Origin of the sequence: Mycobacterium sp. 050272, from assembly GCF_039023525.1 — a bacterium.
In the GTDB taxonomy this organism is placed as follows: Bacteria; Actinomycetota; Actinomycetes; order Mycobacteriales; family Mycobacteriaceae; genus Mycobacterium.
Genome location: NZ_JBCHKV010000023.1, coordinates 45467 through 67773 on the forward strand (window position 1 = coordinate 45467; position 22307 = coordinate 67773).

Here is a 22307-nt window from a genome sequence, read left to right on the forward strand (position 1 = left end):
GTAACAGGAGAGGGCGGCATGGCGTACCACAACCCGTTCATCGTGAACGGTCGAATCAAGTTCCCGGATAACACGAACTTGGTCAAGCATGTTGAGAAGTGGGCGAAGGTGCGCGGCGAGAGGCTGGCTTACCGCTTCGTCGACTACTCCACCGAACGCGACGGTGTCTACCGCGACATCGTGTGGCGCGACTTCAGCGCCCGCAACCGCGCCGTGGGCGCCCGGCTGCAGCAGGTCACCGAGCCCGGTGACCGCATCGCGATCCTCTGCCCGCAGAACCTGAACTACCTCATCGCCTTCTTCGGCGCGCTGTATGCCGGCCGGATCGCGGTGCCGCTGTTCGATCCCAGCGAGCCGGGCCACGTCGGCCGGTTGCACGCCGTGCTCGACGACTGCACGCCCTCGACAATCCTGACCACCACCGAGGCCGCCGAAGGCGTCCGCAAGTTCATCCGGGCCCGGGCGGCCAAGGAGCGGCCGCGCGTCATCGCCGTCGACGCGGTGCCCGACGAGGTAGCCGCCACCTGGATCGAGCCGGAAGCGGACGAGAATACGATCGCCTACCTGCAGTACACCTCCGGGTCCACCCGCACCCCGACCGGCGTGCAGATCACCCACTTGAACCTGCCCACCAACGTGCTGCAGGTGCTCAACGGCCTGGAAGGCAAGGACGGCGACCGCGGCCTGTCCTGGCTGCCGTTCTTCCACGACATGGGTCTGATCACCGCGCTGTTGTCACCGGTGCTCGGCCACCACTTCACGTTCATGACCCCGGCCGCCTTCGTGCGCCGGCCCGGCCGCTGGATCCGGGAGATGGCACGCAAGCCCGAGGATGGGCCGGACTGTGAGGTCTTCACCGTGGCGCCGAACTTCGCGTTCGAGCACGCCGCCGTGCGCGGTGTCCCCAAGGAAGGTGAGCCGCCGCTGGACCTGAGCAACGTCAAGGGCATCCTCAATGGCAGCGAACCGGTGTCCCCGGCGTCGATGCGCAAGTTCTACGAGGCGTTCGAGCCGTACGGTCTGCGCAAGACCGCGATCAAGCCGTCCTACGGTCTGGCCGAGGCGACGTTGTTCGTGTCCACCACGCCGATGGACGAGGCGCCCACCGTCATCCACGTCGACCGTGACGAGCTGAACAAGCAGCGCTTCGTCGAGGTGGCCGCGGACTCGCCGAACGCCGTCGCACAGGTATCGGCCGGCGTCATCGGCGTCGACGAGTGGGCCGTCATCGTCGATCCCGACACCGCCAGCGAGCTGCCGGACGGCCAGATCGGCGAGATCTGGCTACACGGCAAGAACCTGGGCACCGGCTACTGGGGTAAGGAAGCCGAGAGCACCGAGGTCTTCCGCAACATCCTCAAGTCGCGGATCAGCGAGTCCCACGCCGAGGGTGCCGAGGATGATGGGCTGTGGGTGCGCACCGGCGACTACGGCACCTACTTCAACGGCCACCTTTATATAGCGGGCCGCATCAAGGACCTGGTCATCATCGACGGCCGCAACCACTACCCGCAGGACCTCGAGTACTCGGCGCAGGAGGCCAGCAAGGCGCTGCGCACCGGATACGTCGCCGCGTTCTCGGTGCCGGCCAACCAACTGCCGCAGGAAGTTTTCGACAACCCGCACACCGGGCTCAAGTACGACCCCGACGACACCTCCGAGCAGCTGGTGATCGTGGCGGAGCGCGCCGCGGGCTCCCACAAGCTCGACTACCAGCCCATCGCCGACGACATCCGGGCGGCCATTGCCGTCCGGCACGGGGTCACCGTCCGTGACTTGCTGCTGGTGCAGTCGGGGACGATTCCCCGCACCTCCAGCGGCAAGATCGGACACCGTGCCTGCCGCGCCGCCTACCTCGACGGCAGCCTGCGCAGCGGCATCGGATCCCCAGACGCTTTTGCCAGTGCTACAGACTGAAATCAGGAACCATGGCTGACACCGAACCTGACCTGCCCGACAACTCCGACCACGCGGCCGCCGACGGTCCGGGCGGGGACGTACCCGCCAAGAAGACCATGACGGTCCCCGAGATGCGCGAATGGCTGCGCAACTGGGTGGGCCGGGCCGTCGGGCAGTCACCCGACGCGATCGACGAGTCGATCCCGATGGTGGAACTGGGCCTGTCCTCGCGCGACGCGGTGGCGATGGCCGCCGACATCGAGGACATGACCGGTGTCACGCTGTCGGTCGCGGTGGCCTTCCAGCATCCGACCATCGAGTCGCTGGCCACCCGCATCATCGAGGGCGAACCCGAACGCCCCGACGACGCCGGCGAAGTTGACTGGACCCGCACCGGTCCGGCCGAACGTGTCGACATCGCGATCGTCGGGCTGTCCACCCGGCTGCCCGGCGACATGAACAGCCCCGAGGAAACCTGGCAGGCCCTGATGGAGGGCCGCGACGCGATCACCGATCTGCCCGAGGGCCGCTGGTCGGAGTTCCTCGAAGAGCCGCGTATCGCCGCACTGGTCGCCAAGGCCCGCACCCGCGGCGGTTACCTCAAGGACGTCAAGGGATTCGACTCGGAGTTTTTCGCCATCGCCAAGACCGAGGCCGACAACATCGACCCGCAGCAGCGGCTGGCGCTCGAGCTGACCTGGGAGGCCCTCGAGCACGCCCGCATCCCGGCGTCCAGCCTGCGCGGCGAGGCTGTCGGCGTATATGTCGGTTTCTCCAACCACGACTACCAGTTCCTGGCGGTGTCCGACCCGACGGTCGCGCACCCGTATGCGATTACCGGTACCGCGAACTCGATCATCGCCAACCGGGTGTCCTACTTCTATGACTTCCGCGGCCCCTCGGTCGCGCTGGACACCGCCTGCTCGAGCTCGCTGGTGGCCACCCATCAGGCGGTGCAGGCGCTGCGCAACGGCGAATGCGACGTGGCGCTGGCCGGTGGTGTCAACGCACTGCTCACGCCGCTGGCGACGCTGGGTTTCGACGAGATCGGCGCGGTGTTGTCGCCCGATGGCCGGATCAAGTCGTTCTCCGCCGACGCCGACGGATACACCCGCTCCGAGGGCGGCGGCATGTTCGTGCTCAAGCGGGTCGCTGACGCCCGTCGTGACGGCGACCAGATTCTGGCCGTCATCGCCGGCAGCGCGGTCAACCACGACGGCCGGTCCAACGGCCTGATCGCCCCCAACCAGGATGCCCAGGCCGAGGTGCTGCGCCGGGCGTACAAGGACGCCGGGATCGATCCGCGCAACGTCGACTACATCGAGGCGCACGGCACCGGCACCGTCCTGGGTGACCCGATCGAGGCCGAAGCACTGGGCCGGGTGGTCGGCCGCGGCCGGACCGCCGACCGCCCCGCGCTGCTGGGTGCGATCAAAACCAATGTGGGACACCTGGAGTCGGCCGCCGGTGCGGCCAGTCTGGCCAAGGTCGTGTTGTCGTTGCAGCACAACAAGCTGCCGCCGTCGATCAACTTCGCCGGGCCCAGCCCGTACATCGACTTCGAGGGCACTCACCTGAAATTCGTTGACAGCGCGACCGATTGGCCGCGCTACGGCGGCTATGCGCTGGCCGGTGTGTCGAGCTTCGGCTTCGGTGGCGCCAACTCGCACGTGGTGGTTCGCGAGCTGTTGCCCCGCGACCTCAAAGAGCCCGAGGCCCGGGCGCAGGTCATCGCACCGGCCGCGCCCGGTGCCGACCCGACCGAGGCGCCCACGCAGGAATCGCACTCGCTGCGGTTCGACGACTTCGGCAACATCATCACCGACGAGTACGAGATCCCCGATTTCGAGCCCGAGCTGCCGGGCGTCACCGACGAGGCGCTGGAGCTCAAAGCGGCTGCGCTGGAAGAGCTTGCGGCGCAACAGGAGTCAGAGCCCACCAAGCCGCTGATCCCGCTTGCGGTGTCGGCGTTTTTGACCTCGCGCAAGAAGGCCGCCGCGGCCGAACTGGCGGACTGGATGGAAAGCCCCGAGGGGCAGGCGGCGTCCCTGGAGTCGATCGGCCGATCGCTGTCGCGGCGCAACCACGGCCGCTCGCGGGCGGTGGTGCTGGCCCACGACCACGAGGAAGCCATCAAGGGCTTGCGCGCGGTCGCCGAGGGCAAGCAACGGCCCAACGTGTTCAGTGTGGACGGCCCGGTAACCAACGGCCCGGTGTGGGTGCTCGCCGGATTCGGTGCCCAGCACCGCAAGATGGGCAAAAACCTGTACCTGCGCAACCCGGTGTTCGCCGAGTGGATCGAGAAGGTCGACGCCCTGGTGCAGGACGAGCTCGGCTATTCGGTGCTCGAGCTGATCCTGGACGACTCGCAGGACTACGGCATCGAGACCACGCAGGTCACCATCTTCGCGATCCAGATCGCGCTGGGTGAGCTGCTCAAGCATCACGGTGCCAAACCCGCTGCGGTAGTGGGACAGTCGCTGGGTGAGGCCGCGTCGGCCTACTTCGCCGGCGGCTTGTCGCTGCGCGACGCGACCCGGGCGATCTGCTCGCGTTCGCACCTGATGGGCGAGGGCGAGTCGATGCTGTTCGGCGAGTTCATCCGGCTGATGGCGCTGGTGGAGTACTCCGCCGACGAGATCAAGACGGTGTTCTCCGACTTTCCGGACCTGGAGGTGTGCGTCTACGCCGCGCCGACCCAGACCGTCATCGGCGGACCGCCCGAGCAAGTGGACGCGATCATCGCCCGCGCGGAATCCGAGGGCAAGTTCGCCCGCAAGTTCCAGACCAAGGGCGCCAGCCACACCTCGCAGATGGACCCGCTGCTCGGCGAGCTGGCCGCGGAGCTGCAGGGCATCAAGCCGATGAGCCCCACGGCCGGGATCTACTCGACCGTGCACGAGGGCAGCTACATCAAGCCCGGCTCGGAGCCGATCCACGACGTCGACTATTGGAAGAAGGGGCTGCGGCACAGCGTCTACTTCACCCACGGCATCCGCAACGCCGTCGACAGCGGGCACACCACGTTCCTGGAGTTGGCGCCCAACCCGGTGGCGCTGATGCAGGTGGGTCTGACCACGGCATCGGCCGGATTGCATGACGCCCAGCTGATTCCGACGCTGGCCCGCAAGCAGGACGAGGTCGAGTCGATCACGTCGACCTTGGCGCAGCTCTACGTCTACGGACACGACCTGGACATCCGGACGATGTTCACCCCCGCCAAGGGGCCCTGGGACTACGCCAACATTCCGCCGACCCGGTTCAAGCGCAAAGAACACTGGCTGGACGCGCACTTCAGCGGAGACGGCTCGATCATCATGCCCGGCACGCACGTCGCATTGCCGGATGGCCGCCACGTTTGGGAGTTCGCACCCCGGGGCGAGACGGCAGACCTGGCCGCGTTGGTGAGAGCCGCTGCCGCTCAAGTGATTCCGGACGCGCAGATGACGGCGGCCGAGCAGCGCGCGGTGCCGGGCGAGGGTGCCCGGCTGGTGACGACGATGACGCGGCATCCCGGCGGCGCCTCGGTGCAGGTGCATGCCCGCATCGACGAGTCGTTCACGTTGGTCTACGACGCGCTGGTCGCGCGGGCGGGTGCGGCCGTGGGCGCATTGCCCACCGCGGTGGGCGCGGGTGCCGCGATTGCACCAGTGGCCGAATCGGGATTGACGCAGGCACCGGTCGCGGCGCCTGTCGAAGAGGCCGTCGACGCGGAGACGCTGTCGGACAGCCTGACCAACCGCTACATGCCGTCCGACTTCGTCAAGTGGTCACCGGATTCCGGTGAGACCATCGCCGATCGCCTGGGCGCGATCGTCGGCGCCGCGATGGGTTACGAGCCCGAGGACCTGCCGTGGGAGGTCCCGCTGATCGAGCTGGGGCTGGACTCGTTGATGGCGGTGCGGATCAAGAACCGCGTCGAGTACGACTTCGACCTGCCGCCAATCCAATTGACGGCGGTGCGTGACGCCAACCTCTACAACGTCGAGAAGCTGATCGAGTACGCGATCGAGCACCGCGACGAGGTCGAGCAGCTGCACGAGCACCAGAAGACCCAGACGGCCGAGGAGATCGCGCGGGTGCAGGCCGGGTTGCTCAGCGGCGCAACGCCGGAATCGCTGGCCGCTCCCGCGCCGGATCCGCAGGCTGAGCCGCAGACCCAGCCGGCTGCGCCGCCGTCGGATGTGGCGATTCCGCCGGCGCCGACCGATCCGTCCGGCCCGACGGGCAACGGAGTCGCCAACGGCGCCAAGCCGAACCTGGCCGGCGCGGCCGAAGCGCTCAACTCCGAGGCGGTCGCCAAGGCGCTGAACTCCGATGTGCCGCCGCGCGATGCCGCCGAGCGGGTCACCTTCGCCACCTGGGCGATCGTCACCGGCAAGTCCCCGGGTGGCATCTTCAACCCGCTGCCCAAACTGGACGACGCCAGTGCCGCCAAGCTGGCCGAACGGCTTTCCGAGCGCGCCGAAGGGCCGATCACCGCCGAGGACGTGGTGAGCTCGCAGAACATCGAGGCGCTGGCCGAGAAGGTGCGCCAGTACTTGGAGGCCGGCACCGTCGACGGGTTCGTGCGCACGCTGCGGGCGCCGGTCGAGGGCTCGACCAAGCCACCGGTGTTCGTCTTCCACCCCGCCGGCGGATCGACGGTGGTGTACGAGCCGCTGCTCAACCGGTTGCCCGCGGACACTCCGATGTATGGGCTGGAGCGCGTCGAGGGCACGATCGAAGAACGTGCGGCGCAATACGTTCCGAAGCTGATCGAGATGCAGGGCGACGGGCCCTACATCCTGGCCGGCTGGTCGCTGGGCGGGGTGCTGGCCTACGCCTGCGCGATCGGACTCAAGAAGATGGGCAAGGACGTCGCCTGGGTGGGCCTGATCGACGCGGTGCGCGCCGGCGAAGACGTCCCGCAGACCAAGGAAGAGGTCCGCGCTCGCTGGGACCGCTACGCCCGCTTCGCCGAGAAGACCTTCCAGGTCACCATCCCGGCGATCCCGTACGAGCAGCTCGAGGAGCTCGACGACGAGGGTCAGATCCGGTTCGTGCTGGAGGCCGTCAGCCAGAGCGGGGTGCAGATCCCGGCCGGGATCATCGAGCACCAGCGCACGTCGTACCTGGACAACCGGGCCATCGACACCGCCGAGATCCAGCCTTACGACGGGCATGTGACCCTCTATATGGCCGATCGCTACCATGACGACGCGATCATGTTCGAGCCGCGATACGCCGTTCGGCAGCCGGACGGCGGTTGGGGCGAGTATGTCGCCGACCTTGAGGTCGTGCCGATCGGTGGTGAGCACATTCAGGCCATCGACGAGCCGATCATCGCCAAGGTGGGTGCGCATATGACCCAGGCGCTGAACAAGGTCGAGGCAGACCACCGCCGGACAAGTGAGGTAGGCAAGTAGTGACGGATGTAGCGCCTGGGCCGGCTCCTGTCGTCCACACCACGGCCGAGAAGCTGGCCGAGCTCAACGCTCGTCTGGAACTGGCCAAGGAGCCCGGCGGCGAGAAGGCCGCCGCCAAGCGCGACGCGAAGGGCATCCCCAGCGCCCGGTCCCGCATCCACGCACTGGTCGACCCGGGCACCTTCCTGGAGGTCGGGGCGCTGGCTAAGACCCCGAACGACCCCAACGCGCTCTACGGCGACGGCTGCATCACCGGCCACGCCATGATCGACGGGCGGCCGGTCGGGGTGTTCTCCCACGACCAGACCGTCTTCCAGGGCACCGTCGGCGAGATGTTCGGCCGCAAGGTGGCCCGGCTGATGGAGTGGTGCGCGATGGTCGGCTGCCCCATCATCGGCATCCAGGACTCCGGTGGTGCCCGCATCCAGGACGCGGTCACCTCGCTGGCGTGGTACGCCGAGCTGGGCCGCCGTCACGAAGCGCTGTCCGGGATCGTGCCCCAGATCTCCCTCATCTTCGGCAAATGCGCCGGGGGAGCGGTGTATTCGCCGATCCAGGACGATCTCCTCGTCGCGGTGCGCGACCAGGGCTACTTCTTCGTCACCGGGCCCGACGTGATCAAGGAAGTCACCGGCGAGGAGATCACGCTCGACGAGCTCGGTGGCGCCGATGTCCAGGCCCGCTACGGCAACATTCATCACGTTGTCGACACCGAGGCCGAGGCGTTTCAGTACGTCCGTGAATTCCTGTCATTCCTGCCGTCCAACGTCTTCGACAAACCGCCGGTCGTCAATCCTGGGCTGGAGCCCGAGATCACTGCGACCGATCTGGAACTCGACGCGATCATCCCGGACTCCGACAACGCCGCGTACGACATGCACGAGATCCTGCTGCGGATCTTCGACGACGGCGATGTTCTCGAAGTCGCCTCGCAGCAGGGGCCGGCGATCATCACCGCGTTCGCCCGGGTCGACGGGCGTCCGGTCGGAGTGATCGCCAACCAGCCCATGTTCCTGGCCGGGTCGATCGACAACGAAGCCTCGGACAAGGCAACACGTTTCATCCGGTTCTGCGACATCTTCGAGCTCCCGCTCATCTTCGTCGTCGATACTCCCGGCTTCTTGCCGGGGGCCGAGCAGGAGCGCAACGGCATCATCAAACGCGGCGGCCGGTTCCTGTCCGCTGTCGTGGAGGCCGACGTACCCAAGGTCACGATCACGATCCGCAAGTCCTACGGCGGCGCCTATGCCGTGATGGGATCCCGGCAGCTGACCGCCGACTTCAACTTCGCCTGGCCCACCGCGCGCATCGCGGTGATCGGCGCCGAGGGCGCTGCCCAGCTGCTGATGAAGCGGTTCCCCGACCCGACGACGCCCGAGGCGCAGCAGATCAAGAAGGACTTCATCGAGGGCTACAACCTCAACATGGCGATCCCGTGGACGGCGGCCGAGCGCGGCTTCATCGATGCGGTCATCGATCCGCACCAGACCCGGCTGTTGATCCGTAAGTCGCTACATCTGTTGCGAGACAAGCAGATCTGGTTCCGCGTCGGTCGCAAGCACAGTCTGCTTCCGCTCTAGCCGGCGGACGTCGGGCCTGCGAGAGGGGGAGCGCATGTCCGAGAGCCCAGGGGACGCAACCGATCCCGTCACGGGAGCTCTGCAGACGTGGCAGTCGGCGCATACCGCGCTGGGGCCGCAGCATGAATCCACGTTGGTTGCGCTGCTGGCGTTGGCCGAGGCCCGCCATGCCACCGGAGACACTCTCGGTGCTGTTCGTGATGCCGGCGCACTCCTGGATATCCGTCGCGAAGTACTCGGAGCCGAACACCCGGACACTCTCGCGGTGGCCGGCGCGGTGGCGCGGTGGCGGTTCCTGCTTGGTGACGCCGGCGCGATTGACCTCCTACGAGAACTGGTTCCGGCCATGGTCCGCGTGCTGGGCGCTGAGCACCCCGAGACGCTCCGGTCGAGTCATGTCTTGGCCTACGTCGAGTATCCCAGCGACGAACCCGGGAGCAGGTTGGCGCGTTGGGTCCGGTTGTGCGGTGCCGAGACTCGCGCGTTCGGTGTCGAGCATGAAGTCACGCTTTCAGCGATCTACATGGTGGCGCAGGCCCGCTACGATCTCGGCGACCCTTTCGGCGCCAGTTCGGATGCGATGCGGGTGGTCATGTACCGCCGCAAGCACCTGGGAGAGCATCATCCCGAGACGCTCGCCGCCCAACTGGCGCGGCTGGGGTGGCTCGGCGAAGCCACCGGCGCAACCAGTTTCGTTCTCAAGAGCCTGGACGAATTGATTACGACGGCCGAGAACGCGCTCGGCCACGATCACGAAACCACCCTGAGGGCGCGTTACGTTCGGGCGTTCTGGTCGCCGACAACCGCAGCTAACGACGTCGACCGTATCTCCGAGTGGGAGCCACTCACCGAGGATCTTGCGCGCGTCCTTGGCGCGGAGCACCCGCTGAGCGTGGGTGCCCGCGAACAAGGTGCAAAAGCGCGCACCGAATGGGAGCAGGACCTCGACGAGGTGCGCGCTCTCGCCTTCGATCTGTACGTGGACATGGAATCCGAGGATCGCGACATCGACCAGGAGCCGGGCCGAGACTGGATGGATCCGGGCAACCTCGATGCCGACGCGGTCGACAAGGTGACCGAAGACGCCGACGAACAGCGCTGCGAGCGCGCCGATTTGATGGAAAACATTGTGGCTGCGAAGAAGGCGTTGTCCCGAAGTCCTCGTGAGCTCGGCAATGACGCCTACGAGACCCTGCTGTGGCGGTATTTCCTGGCCTGGCGATTCTGGGAGGGGCACGAATTCGAGACGGCCGGGCAGCGAACCCGGCGCCTGATCGACGATTGCACGCGGCTGCTCCGCGAAGACCACGAACTCACGGAAGCGTCGCGGACAATGCTGCGCTTCGTCGACACCCGCACCTGGACCGGTTTGCCCTTGTTTTGGGATGGCAGCGCACTGGTGTAGCCCGCTCCCCCGCTCACTTGTCGGAGCGACAACTCGAACGATCGGCACCCGTTGTCGCTGCGAGGCGGGCAAAACGTCAATTGGGTCCGGCGGGCGGCGACCACTAGATCCGCAGCGCCCCGTCCACCAACTCGTCGAAGCGATCCAATGCCACCTCGGATTCGTCATCGATACCGCGCAGCGGTCCGCGATCGGCCAGATACCGTTGCGCGTAAAGCTGGGCCACCAGCGCCTTGCGCTCACCGCCGCGGGTCTCCCGCTCCCAGGCCGCCTGTTCGATCAGCAGCGCCCCCGCGTACACGTCACCCATGAATTGGGCCAGCGGGTACAGTCGCGCCTCGGCGACGGTGCTGTCGAGTTTGGTCCAGGCCGTGATCGCCGCGTCGAGATCCTCGATCCGGCGGGCGACCAGGCAGGTGGTCTCGTCGTCGTCGGAGACCGACACCGCGTCGTGCAGCCGCGCCAACAACGCCTCGTGCGCCTGGGTCTGCTGGATGCCGCGGCGCACATCCAGACACAGGATATTGTCGGGCCCTTCCCAAATCGTGTTCACTTGCGCGTCGCGCAACAGCCTTGCCACCGGCCAGGTCTCGATATAGCCGTTGCCGCCGTGGATCTCGATCGCGTCCGAGGCCGCCGTGATCCCCAACCGGCACACCTTGAGCTTGGTCACGGGCACCGCGACGCGCTGGCGCACGCTGCGCGGCTGGCGATGGTTGGCCGCGCCGGTGCCGTCGAAAACCATTGCCTGCGCGGCCTCGACGTCGACGATCAGCTCGGCCAGTTTGCGTCGCATCAGCGGCTTGTCGATCAACGCGCCGCCGAACGCGTGCCGCTGTCGCGCATAGCACAGCGACTCGACCAGGGCGCGGCGCGCATTGCCCAGCCCGAACAACGCGATGCCCAGCCGCGCGGCGTTGGTCAACTCCATCATCCGGGCCAGGCCCTTGCCATCGGAGGGGCCCGCCTGAGCATCCGGGCCACTCGGTTCGCCGGACAACAGGAACGCCTCGGCGTCGACGAACTCGACCTCGCCGGACGCCACCGAGCGGGTGCCGAGCTTGTCCTTCAGCCGCCGCACCCGCACGCCGTTGCGCGAACCGTCACGGCGGGTGCGCAGCACCAGGAAGTTGGCGATGCCGCGGGTGGAGTCGGGCGCGCCCTCCGGTTTGGCCATCACCACGAATGCCTCGCCAGCGCAGTTGGAGGCAAACCACTTGAATCCGTTGAGCAACCACGAGTCACCGCTACGCCGTGCCGTCGTCTCCAGCATCCCCAGATCGGAGCCGCCGGTGCGTTCGGTCAGCAGCTGCGCGGTCTCGCCGGCCCATTCACCGGAGGCGAACTTGGCCTGCACATGCTCGGCCACGTCGGCCGGCGCGTAGGCGGCCACCAGCGACTGGACCATGCCGCCGCCGGTGCCCAGCGCGCAGCCCATCCCGATGTCGGCCTGGTTGAGCAGATAGTTGGACGCGAACAGCGCCAGCCCGGAGCTCACCTTCGCGGCCCGTGCGTCGGTGCGCAGTGCCTGCTGAGCCTCCAATACCGCGCGCTTGGACTGGGTGAACGACGTCGGCATGACGACCTGGCTGACGTCGTGTCCCCACCGGTCGTAGCGCTCCAGCCGCGGCGGGTTGCGGTCCGTTTCCTCCGCCCAGCGGGCGACCGGGCCGCCCATCAGTTCGCCGATACTGGTCAAATGTGGCTCTACGACGGCTAATTCATCGGGCCGCAGATAGTAGGCCATCGTGAACTGCAGCGTGGGGTCGGTCCGGTACCAGTTCAGGCCGACCGCTCCGGTGTAGTTGTCCGTCTGGTAGCGCCGCGACTTTTCCTCGGTCCAGAAGGGCAGCCGGTCCACGGCCTCAACGTCGTAGTCGCTCATCCCGCGACGGTATTACAGCCCGGACTCCGGGTGAAGACGCTGCGCCGTACGGTTCAGCTCTTCACCGGCCCGACAAGAAAGAGCAGACGGAAATTGCCGATCTGGATCTCGTCGCCGTCGCTGAGCACAGCCGAGTCGACAGGCTCACGGTTGAGATAGGTCTTGTTCAGGCTGCCGAGGTCGACGATGTGGAATTTGCCGTCTTCCCTGCGGAATTCGGCATGCCTGCGGCTGACCGTGATGTCGTCGAGGAACACGTCGCTGGCGGGATGCCGGCCGACCGTGACGACGGGCTGATTCAATCGAAACTGCGATCCGGCATTGGGGCCGCGTTTCACCACCAGGACGGCCGCCCCGCTTCCCAACGTCCGCATATCCTCGACGGCTGCCTCCGCGATCGCCGCCGAGTCGTCGAAGTCGCTGGGCACGCCGTTGCGTAACGCAGTGGGCATCCGGGTGGTCCGCTGCGGGATGGGTTCTGCTGCCGCGGTCATTGTTACCTCTTGGCTCGATCAGGCGGCTCGGGGTAACTGCGGATCGGCGGTCACGGTCTGCGGCTCGGGCCGATGCGGTAGCGGGACCCAGCCGGCGTAGGTCAGGTACAGCCCCACCAGCGCGAATGCGACGCAGATCGCCATCCACCACCCTTGGGCGCCGATCATGCTGTTGGCGGCCGTCGCAAAGGCCTTGGGAAAGGCGAAGAGCAGCACGCCGCGCAGCGTGATGAGCCAGCCGGTCAGCGACACGATGATGGCGGCGGCGCCGTTCCAATATTGGTGAGTCGCCACGATGACCAGGCCGAAGGCCAGGATGAAGGCACCAGCCACCCACGACCACAGCGGGCTTGCCTCGAAGTCTGAAAGGACCGTCTGCATCTCCGACGCGCGCGCTACGGCCGTGACGTCGACGATGACCAGGAACGGGCCGAGCACGCGGGCGAACATGCGTGTCTTGGCCTGCGCTTGCGGTGAAGCGTCCATTGCCGTGCCTCCGTGGTGTGCTGGATGTTCATCCTCATCGCAGCATTCGATGGCGTGCTGCGGTAGGGACGGAAGTCCCGTCCGGTTGGGAAATTCGTCAGTGGTGACTTACGGCCCTCGCCGAGCGCGCGAGCCGGGCGCATGATCGGCCCAGAGGTCACAGAGCGAGGGAGACGGCGATGAAGGCCGACGTGGGTGACTGGCTCGTGCTCAAGGGCACCACGACCGGGGTAACGGATCAGCGCGGCTTGATCACCGAGGTGCGCGGGGCGAACGGCGCACCACCATTTGTGGTGCGGTGGCTCGCCAGTGGCCACGAGGCAACGGTGTTTCCGGGTTCGGATGCCATCGTCGTCACGGCGGCCGAGCAGCGACGGTCCGACGAGCAGGTACGCGAACGGGTAGCCGCAATGCAGTCGGAGCTGACGCATCACCATTACCAGTGACGGTGTTGCGCCGGCCAGTGGGTCTTAGACCGGCGCGACGAACTCCGAGGTGTAGAACTCGGCCGGACTCTGGGAGTGCGGATTCGGGCGCTGGATAACGACCCAGACGCCCGTCGTGCCTGGGCGGATGGTGTCGGAAACGGTCACCGTTGCGCCGCCGGCGGGGTCGGTGTCCATCCCGGAAAACGCGGTCCCGGGATCCCCGGGACCACAGCCACCCGACCCCGGCCGGGGTTCCTGAATCAAGCCGACGTCGAAATGGGCTCCCGGTTCGGGCGCGTCCGACAAGTGCACCTCGGCAATCGCTTTCCCTCCGGCGGAATGGACAATGACCGACCCGGTGCCGAGGGCAGATTGCGGCACCATAGGTACGGTACTTACCAGACTGAAATCGCAACGCCGCAATTTGCTGTCCAAAACGACTGTTGTCCCGGCTTCGGCCGCCGCGGTGGCGATCCCCGCTGTCGCCACCGTCGACATGGCCGCTATGAATGCCGCCCGGTATGCGGCGCGGCGTGTTCCTGTGTGCATAAGGTCCTCGATCCCTCCTCTGCTGTGTTACCCGGATCACAGCGGAGTAGGTATTGACCCTTATTTGCTGAATTTAAACCAATTCAGCGAATTACATCTGTGCCAATTTAATAGCTTTATTCGACCGGTGACTAATTATGACTTCTGCATTTCGTAAAACCCTTGCAAGGCAGCCGTTTTCGTCGGGCCCATTTAGGGCTTGATCCGGATTGGGCCGGGGGACCACCATCCGGTGCGCGTCGCGGTGCCCAAGTCGAGCTGCGCGGGCTGGGCGTCGGCGATCGTCTCGAACCGGCGCAGTGACCCCCAGTCCCGGCCCCAGTCGTGGGACAGGTAGGTCGACATCACGTGGGCACGCAGCAGCAGGTCGGTGATGCCCAGCAGGCCGCCGTTGACGCCGTCCTGCCAGGTGTCGGTGTCCTGCTTCTTGGCGTTGTAGTCCGGGGTGATGCGGAACCGCGGGATCTCGGTGACACCGTTGACGTGCAACATCGGTTGCTGGCACGGGAACGCCAACCCGACCGCCCAGTCCATCAGCACCGGCTGCGTTGAGCCGACGTACTCCTGCAACGAGCGCAGTTCCGGCACCCGCGGGGGGGTCACCGCGATCCAGTCGTCGGCCGTCAGGGACAGGTCCTCGGCCACCACTCGCACCGCGACGGCGTCTGCGGGCATCGCCGAGCGCGCGAAGCGAAGATTGCGCCACACCTTCGGCTGCTCCCCGTACAGGTCATACGGCACCAGCCGGCCGCCCGGCGCCACGGTGCCGCCGGGACCGGGCAAGCCGAATTCCAGTTCCACGGTCTGCCCGGCGGTGTGGTGGTGCAGGATGCTGTTGCCGGCGATCGTGCCCGCGGCGGTCACCACCACCAGCGGGTGCCCGGCGTCCGGCTTCGGCAGCTGGTACCACGCCGAGGTGAGCCTGCTCTGCTGTTGCGCACCGCTGGTGTAGCTGCCGGCCACCGGCACCCGCGCGGGGTCCAGCCCGTAGGGCAACGGGAGCAGTGACCCGTTGATGCCCGGCGCCGTGAGCTTGGTCGGCCCGTACCAGTCGTAATCGGTACCGGGCTGCGGGACCGCGGTCTCCCGCACCGCTTCGGCCAGGGTGCGTTCCGGTATCCCGTTGGGGCTGAATCCCGTTGGGTTCACGCCGCCCAGCGGGCCCAAGGGGCCGTAATCACCCGGCTCCGCGGTTTTGACGGGGGCCATGAAGCCGGCATTGCTGTCCGGCTCGACGAGCACGTCGTCGGCCAGCCCGCAGCCGCCGCTGAATTCGCGCAGGTTGTCCCAGGCATTGGAGTAGGTGGGGTACTGACGCACGATGCCGGCCGTCATCGACGCGATGAACACCAGCGCCATGAAGCCGGCCGCGATCGGGATCGGCGCGGCCGTCAGTGCCCGCGCCAGCCGGCCCTCGCCATGGCTCGGGTCGGCGAAGTGTAACCACGCCGCGTACACCGCGGTAATCGCGAAGAGTGCGAAAAAGATTGTACTGATTGAGATTCCGCCGACCTTCGGCATCGAACTGTTGAACGGCACGCCATAGCTGGACACGTACCACCAACCGTTGGTGGTGGCAAAGCACAAGGCCAACACGAACATCAGCGCCGCCAGGAACGCCATGCGGTTGCGCGACCAGCGCAGCACCTTCGGCGACACCAGCACCGTCGTCAGGGCGGCCATTGCCGCGCCTACCGCGGCGAACAGCCCGAAGTGGTGCACCCACTTGGTCGGGGTGAACATCAGGAAGAACATGGTGCCGAAGATGACACCCATCAATCGCCAGGCCGGCCCGCGGGCGACGCCGGGAACGCGCTTGCGCCGCAACATGATGAACAACGCGGTGAACAGGCACAGTGCGGTGATCAAAAATCCGAACCGGCGCGACAGCGAGCCGTCGACGGTGGGCAGGATCAGGTAGTAGTAGCGCAGGTTCTCGGTGTACCAGGCCTGGCTGGGCCCGATGTCGGTGCGAATCCTGGTGGCTTCCAACACCGTTGACAGCGTCTGGTCGGCGAATACCACGGTGAGGATCACGAAGCCGGCGGCCAGGATCGGGGCCACCAGCGGCCAGGTGCCGACCAGGCGATGCCGCTTGACCAGAATGCGCAGGATCGGACGGCCACCGGCGACCAGCGCGGCCACCGCGATCAGACCGGTCGGCTGGACGCCCAGCGTGAATGCCGCGGTGATCACCGCCAACGCCGCCGGGGTCAGCCGAGAGGCGCACATCGAGCGCTCGATCAGCACGTAGGTGATCAGCGAACCCACCGCGATGATCGGCTCGGGGCGCAGCCCGTTGTCGAACGGCATCCACGCGGTCAGCAGGACCAGGCCCGCCGCCCAGTTCGCGGCCTTGCTCGACGTCACCGCGGGCCCCAGCCGGGGCAGCACCTCACGCGAGAGCAGCAGCCAGCACACCAGCCCGGCGATCAAGTCGGGCAGTCGCATCCACAGGCTGGCGTCGCTGACATGGGTCATCAGCGCCAGCAAGTTGTAGTACCAGCCGAACGGGTCTTCCGGACTGCCGAACCAGCGGAAGTAGTTGGACATGTAGCCGGCGCGATCGGCGACCCGGGCCATGCCCAGGATGTAGCCGTCGTCCGACGAGTTCGCCCCGATCACGTGCCACAGCACGAACCCGAAGATCACCGTGGCGTCGGCGAGGGTGAACTTGCGCCAGCGCGTCGGGATCAGCCGGTGCATCCGGTGACCGTCAAGCTGGTCCAGTCGCCACAGCGCGACCAGCGAGACGATCGTCGACAGGATCGCGCCGACCATTGCCAGCAGCTTCAATGTCGTTGGGGTGGTGGAGAACCGGGTGTCGATGGTCGCCGAGAAGCGCAATCCCGGCGGCGCCGGGCCGCTCAGATCGGTGAAGACCCCGACGATCTGCGGGCGCAAATTGGGGTCGTTGAATCCGCCGCCGAGCGGCTTGCCGGCCGGGTCGGTCAGCCCGACGAAGGTGGCGAAAGTGCCGGCACGCGTGGAGGTTATCTCGATGCGCTGGCACTGTGTGGACTCCACCTGCGCGCGCGACGCACTGGCGATCACCACGTTGCGGTCGGTGACGTCGACGCGCTTGGCGTTGACGACGACGAACAGCGCGTTGAGCGCCGCGTCCTTCCCCTTCTTGGGTGCGGTGCTCAGCACCACGCCGCCCTCGGGCGGCAGCCCGCGCGTCGCGTCGCACGGCACGGTGGCCGTCACGTCGACCGGGCTCTGGGAAATGAGCGGAGCCGTGACGCTATTGAACTGGCCGTTTTGAGGCCAGTTCAGCATCGCGGTGGTCTGCACGACGGGCAGCAGCGGTGTCGCGACCGCCAATACGAAGCCGATCAATCCGGCGATCGTGGCGACCCACCGGGTCACCCGGACGTCGTCACGGGCGGCGGCCTCGGCCGGTCTGTCGACGACGATGCTCATGGCAACGCCCGAATCGGTCCCTGGCGGCTCCAGCCGTTCACGGTCATCACACCCTGTTCGATCACGGCATCCGGCGCCTGATCACTCGGCACCAACGGGAAATACTGCTCGACCGATCCCCAGTCGCGATACCAGTCGCCGCGCAGGTAGGTCGAGATCGTCGACGTCCGCAGCATCACCTGGGTGAACAGGAACGGCCCGCCGGTCTCGCTGGCCTCCCACCCGTTCGACGACGACGCCGTCTGCTTGTGGTCGGGCAGGATGCGGAAGCCGGGAAGTTCGGCAACGCCGAGGTGTTCGGAGAACGGCCGCTGGCACGGGAAGTTCGCGGCGGTGGCGATGTCCATCAGCACGGGCGTCTGCGATCCCATCAGCTGCTGCAGGGTCTGCAGCACCGGGACCCGCGGCGGCGTGAACGCGAACCACTGATCCTCACTGAGGTTCGGGTCGTAGGCGACGATGCGGGCCACGTTGGCCTCCGGCGGCGCCCAGGTCAGTGGGAAGCGCAGATTGCGCCACGCCGGCTCGGGCCCGATGTCGATCGGCTGCACCTCGGCGAGCGGCTGGGTGGTCCCATCGGGGCGGGTGACACCCCACTGCAGTTTCAGCGACTGCCCGTAGGTGAACGTGCCGTCCTCTTTGTACGACCAGATGGCGCCCGCGGCGGATACCACCACCACCGGCCGGTCCGGTGTGCGCGGCGGCAGCTGATACCAGGACGAGGTGGCGGTGGCCGCCAGCGAGTTCTCGCCGTAGCTGCCCATCACCGGGGTGCGGGCCGGGTCGAGGCCGAACGGCAGGGCCACGTTCGACCCGTTCACCCCGACCGGGCCCTTCCCGCCGGCGGTCCCCGCGGAGTCACTCATCGCGGCGTTGGGCTTGTTGGGGGACGCGTCGGAATTCACCACCCCGGGTTTGGTCACCACCGGATAGGACCGCAGGTCGTCGCCCACCCCGCCGGGTTTGAACCCGACCGGGTTAACGCCCCCGAGCGGACCGTCAGGCCCGAACGTCTGTCCCGGAACAGGTTGCAGCAGGCCAAGATTAGGGTTCGGCTCCGCCAGCACGTCGTCGGCCATCGCGCAGCTGGTCTTCGAGAGCCCCGACTCCAGCGCGGCCAGGTTGGCCTTGGCCGTGGTGTAGAGCGGGTAGCGGAACACCGCGCCCTTGGCCAGCGAGCCGACCTCGCCCAGCACCATGATCGTCGCGACGATCAACAGCGGAGTGGATGCCAGGACGCGGTTACGCCGGCTCTCCTTGATCTCGGTGTGCCCGGCGTAGTCCATCCGGAAGTGCAGCCAGGCGGCCAGCAGTCCGGTCGCGATCGACAGCGCCAGGAACATCGTCGTCACCGGGTGGCTGGCGACGACGGGCTGGATGTCGAACCACGGCACCCCGTAGTTGCCGACGTAGAACCAGCCGTTGACGCCCGACGTGGCGACTGCCAGCACGAACAGCAGGGCGGTCACATAGAGCGCCAGGTTGCGGCGGCTGTGCAGACCGATCCGGGCGAAGGCGAACGCGGTGATCGCGCCGAGCGCTCCGGCCAGGCTGGCGAACGCGCCGAACTGCACCGCCCATTTCGTCGGCGTGAACGTCAGCAGCAGCAGCCCGAGCGCGGTGGTGCCGATCAACCGCCAGGCCGGGCCGCTGGCGAGCCCTTGCACCCGGCCACGGCGCAGCAGCACCATCAGCATGCCGAACAGGCAGAGAAACAGCACCAGGACCGCGAAGCGCCGCGCCATCGATCCGTCGGGGTTGGACTCGACGGTGAGGAAGTAGTAGCGCAGCCAGTCCTGGTACCACGCGATCGTCGGCCCGACCTTGTATTTGATGCGGGCCGACTCGGCGATCGTCGCCAGCGTCTGGCTGCGGAACACCACCACCAGGATCAGCGACAGCGACGCCGCCAGCACGGCCAGCGGCGCGAGCAGCCCGTCGGTCGCCCGTCGGCGCCGGATGATCGTCGCGATGGCCCGGGCCCCGGTCAACAGGGCCGCGACGGCGATCAACCCCTGCGGTGCCAGCGTCACGGTGAGCATCGCGACCACGATCGCTACCGCGGCGGGAGCCAGCCGCTGCAGCGCGATTGCGCGCTCCACCAGCATCCAGGTGACAATCACGCCGAGCGCGATCAGCGGCTCGGGGCGCAGGCCGTTGTTGAACGGCAGCCACGCGGCCAGGAACACCACGCCACCGGTGAGCACCGCCACCGTGTTGGATCCCAGTCCGCCCTTGCCGGGCCCGAGCCGGCGCAGCCCCCAATGGCTGAGGATCAGCCAACAGGCGATACCGGCCAGCGTGGCCGGCAGCCGCATCCACACGCCTGCGGTGCTGACCGCTGCCAGCTTGGACAGCACGGCGAGATACCAGTCGAACGGCGCCTCGGTGGTGCCGAAGTAGCGGTAGTAGTTGGCCACGTAGCCGGCCTTCGGGGCTACCCGCGCGATGGTCAGGTTGTAGCCGTCGTCGGACGAGGTGGCGCCGATGACGTGCCACAACAGCAGCGTCGCGATCACGCCCACGTCGCTGAGCCAAGCGGCCCAGCCGACCCGCCACCAGTTGGCCCGTTGCGCACCGGGGCGGTACCGGGACAGCCAAGCCACCGGGGAGCGCCAGTTGACCAGGGTGCCGCCGCGGCTGTGACGATCCAGCATTGCCAGCGCGACGATGGCGACCAGAACAGCCAGCACCCCGGCGGCCATCACCAGCTTCTTGAGCGCCGTCGGCGCCGTGATGAAGCGGGTGTCGATGTCGACCCGCGCCGACAGCCCCGGTTGCGGCGCGACCTTCAGGTCGGTGAAGATGCCGCCGACCTGCGGCTTCTTTTCGGCGGGTAGGACGCCGGCGGCGCCGGGGATGCCGACGAAGTCCGCCCCGGCCGCGCCCGCGTCGGCCCAGACGTGCAGCACGCTGCAGGCGCCGATCGCCGAGCGCTTGGCCACCGCGGCCACGGTGTCGCGGAACGCGACGACGACCACGTCTTTGTCGGCCCGTACGAACAGGCCGTTCTTGCCCGGGTCCACTCCGCCGGTGGGCAATGTCGAGACCACTAATCCGCCGCTGTCCGGCAGGGTGGCCATCGCCGGGCAGGGAATGGAGATGTCGAGGGCCCGCGGCGCCCCGGATACCAGGGGAGAGGTGACCTGAGTGATGTGTCCGTCGACCGTGCCCTGCGGCCACAGAATGGTCGCGGTGGTCTGCTTCACCGGGAGTAACGGCACCACGAGGCACAACAGCAGGCCCGCTAGCCCGGCGACGACGGCGACCAAGCGCAGGATCGGCTGCGATCGCTCGTCGTGGGGCACGGGGTTCGATGGTAAGCGACGCACCTTTGTCGGTTGAGGATGCGGGGCCGCGCAACGGGCCGGTAGCCGCGGTAAGTCCCGCGCACCTGCCGGGCACGTTCGAGGATTCATACCTTTCTCCGGCCAGGTCTGAAACCATTTACTGCGATGACGGCCTCAGGTCTGCGGTTCGGTGTGTTGGGTCCCTTGCAGGTGACCGCCAACGACACCCGGCTGAATCTGGGCGCACCGAAGCAGCGCGCCGTCCTGGCGATGTTGGTGATCAACCGCAACCGGCCGGTGTCCGTCGACTCCTTGATCGGCGCGGTCTGGGACGAGGACCCGGTGCCGGCCGCGCGGATCAGCATCCAGTCCCATGTGTCCAACCTGCGGCGGCTGCTGCGCACCGCCGAGGCCGAGCAGATGCTGGCGAGCGTCCCGCCCGGTTACCAGCTCAGCATCGCCGACGCCGACTGCGACCTCGGCCGCTTCAGCACCGAGAAGGCGGCGGGCACCCAGGCCGCCGCCGCGGGCCGGTTCGAGGACGCCGGCAGCCACCTGTCCGCCGCGCTGAGCCAGTGGCGCGGGCCGGTCCTCGACGACCTGCGCGAGTTCGCCTTCGTCGACGCGTTCGCCACTGCGCTGATCGAAGAGAAGGTTGCCGTCCACACCGCCCGCGCCCAGGCGGAAATCGCCTGCGGGCGCGCGGAATCCGTCATCGGTGAGCTCGAGGCGATCACCGCCGAGCATCCCTACCGGGAACCGCTGTGGGCGCAATTGATGACCGCCTACTACATGACCGAGCGGCAATCCGACGCCCTGGGTGCGTATCGGCGACTGAAGACGGCGCTGGCCGAGGGGCTCGGGATCGATCCCGGGCCGACGGTCACCGAGCTGCATGAGCGCATCCTGCGCCAGGAACCGCCGCCGCGCACCCGGGCGGCCCTGACCACGCTGAAGGTCAGCGTCGACGCGCCCGTCGTCGAGTCCGCCCCGATTCCGACCGACGGGTCGGTCGTTGTGTTGTTGCGCGACAAGGCCGGAAGCCAGTACCGGCTCAACGACGCGACCACCCGGATCGGACGTTTCATGGACAACGACATCGTCCTCGACGACAACGACGTCAGCCGCTATCACGCCGTGATCACCGACAGCGGAACCGGTTTCGTGATCACCGATCTGCGCTCCACCAACGGCGTCGAGGTGCAGGGCAAGCGAGTCCGCGGCAGCGTTGTCCTGGGCGACGGCGATCACATCAAGATCGGCAGCCGAGAGTTCACCGTCGAAATACGTTCGGAATAACCGCGGTAAATCCCGAGACCAGTTTCACGGACGGCCGCGGTGCCACCGCAATCCGTCAAAATGCCCAGGTCAGCGGCGCATGAATTTCGCAAGGATCTCGCAAATGCACCGCAAGCGGCGCGCGTGAGACTACCGGCGTCGGCAAACAAACCAGAAAG

12 protein-coding genes are annotated in these 22307 nt (G+C 67.4%); 6 read left to right on the forward strand and 6 right to left on the reverse strand.

The features are described 5' to 3' along the window. Positions 1-18: 18 nt before the first annotated feature. The 4 genes from fadD32 (at position 19) to AAHS21_RS28755 (ending at position 10292) form a co-directional block, all read left to right on the forward strand. Positions 19-1917, forward strand: a complete 1899-nt coding sequence (fadD32, locus tag AAHS21_RS28740) for a long-chain-fatty-acid--AMP ligase FadD32 (protein WP_342930829.1) — start codon at positions 19-21, stop codon at positions 1915-1917. Positions 1918-2015: 98 nt separating this feature from the next. Then, a complete protein-coding gene (gene pks13 / locus AAHS21_RS28745) occupies positions 2016-7307 on the forward strand; it encodes a polyketide synthase Pks13 (protein WP_342930857.1) in 5292 nt (1763 codons plus the stop codon). Next, entirely contained in the window at positions 7307-8887 is a 1581-nt protein-coding gene (locus tag AAHS21_RS28750; RefSeq protein ID WP_342930830.1) for an acyl-CoA carboxylase subunit beta, read from the forward strand. Before pks13 ends, AAHS21_RS28750 begins: the two co-directional genes overlap by 1 nt. A 34-nt stretch (positions 8888-8921) precedes the next feature. Continuing rightward, positions 8922-10292, forward strand: coding sequence for a tetratricopeptide repeat protein (locus tag AAHS21_RS28755; protein WP_342930831.1), 1371 nt, complete (start codon positions 8922-8924; stop codon positions 10290-10292). Positions 10293-10395: 103 nt separating this feature from the next. On the opposite strand, the gene AAHS21_RS28760 is transcribed toward AAHS21_RS28755, so the two are convergent. From AAHS21_RS28760 to AAHS21_RS28770, 3 genes are read right to left on the reverse strand one after another with little or no spacing between them, the layout of a single operon-like run. Beyond that, on the reverse strand, positions 10396-12177 hold the full coding sequence (locus AAHS21_RS28760) for an acyl-CoA dehydrogenase family protein (protein ID WP_342930832.1): 1782 nt from the start codon (positions 12175-12177) through the stop codon (positions 10396-10398). A 53-nt stretch (positions 12178-12230) separates the two neighbouring features. Further along, positions 12231-12629, reverse strand: a complete 399-nt coding sequence (locus AAHS21_RS28765; RefSeq protein ID WP_342930858.1) for an FHA domain-containing protein — start codon at positions 12627-12629, stop codon at positions 12231-12233. A gap of 60 nt (positions 12630-12689) precedes the next feature. Continuing rightward, positions 12690-13157 (reverse strand): hypothetical protein, encoded by a 468-nt coding sequence (locus AAHS21_RS28770; RefSeq protein ID WP_342930833.1) that lies wholly within the window; start codon positions 13155-13157, stop codon positions 12690-12692. A gap of 179 nt (positions 13158-13336) precedes the next feature. On the opposite strand from AAHS21_RS28770, the gene AAHS21_RS28775 reads away from it, so the two are divergent. After that, the gene (locus AAHS21_RS28775) at positions 13337-13603 is read left to right on the forward strand and encodes a DUF1918 domain-containing protein (RefSeq protein WP_342930834.1); all 267 of its coding nucleotides are present in this window, start codon (positions 13337-13339) and stop codon (positions 13601-13603) included. A 24-nt stretch (positions 13604-13627) separates the two neighbouring features. On the opposite strand, the gene AAHS21_RS28780 is transcribed toward AAHS21_RS28775, so the two are convergent. The 3 genes from AAHS21_RS28780 to AAHS21_RS28790 all read right to left on the reverse strand — a co-directional run bounded on the left by AAHS21_RS28780 (position 13628) and on the right by AAHS21_RS28790 (position 20868). After that, positions 13628-14083, reverse strand: a complete 456-nt coding sequence (locus AAHS21_RS28780) for a hypothetical protein (protein WP_342930859.1) — start codon at positions 14081-14083, stop codon at positions 13628-13630. A 243-nt stretch (positions 14084-14326) separates the two neighbouring features. Further along, complete coding sequence (locus tag AAHS21_RS28785) at positions 14327-17560, reverse strand: arabinosyltransferase domain-containing protein (protein WP_342930835.1); 3234 nt, start codon at positions 17558-17560, stop codon at positions 14327-14329. Then, the gene (locus AAHS21_RS28790) at positions 17557-20868 is read right to left on the reverse strand and encodes an arabinosyltransferase domain-containing protein (protein ID WP_342930836.1); all 3312 of its coding nucleotides are present in this window, start codon (positions 20866-20868) and stop codon (positions 17557-17559) included. The genes AAHS21_RS28785 and AAHS21_RS28790 overlap by 4 nt, the downstream gene beginning before the upstream one ends. A 147-nt stretch (positions 20869-21015) precedes the next feature. On the opposite strand from AAHS21_RS28790, the gene AAHS21_RS28795 reads away from it, so the two are divergent. After that, positions 21016-22149 carry a BTAD domain-containing putative transcriptional regulator gene (locus tag AAHS21_RS28795; RefSeq protein WP_342930837.1) on the forward strand — a complete coding sequence of 378 codons (1134 nt, stop codon included), beginning with the start codon at positions 21016-21018 and terminating at the stop codon, positions 22147-22149. Positions 22150-22307: the final 158 nt, after the last annotated feature.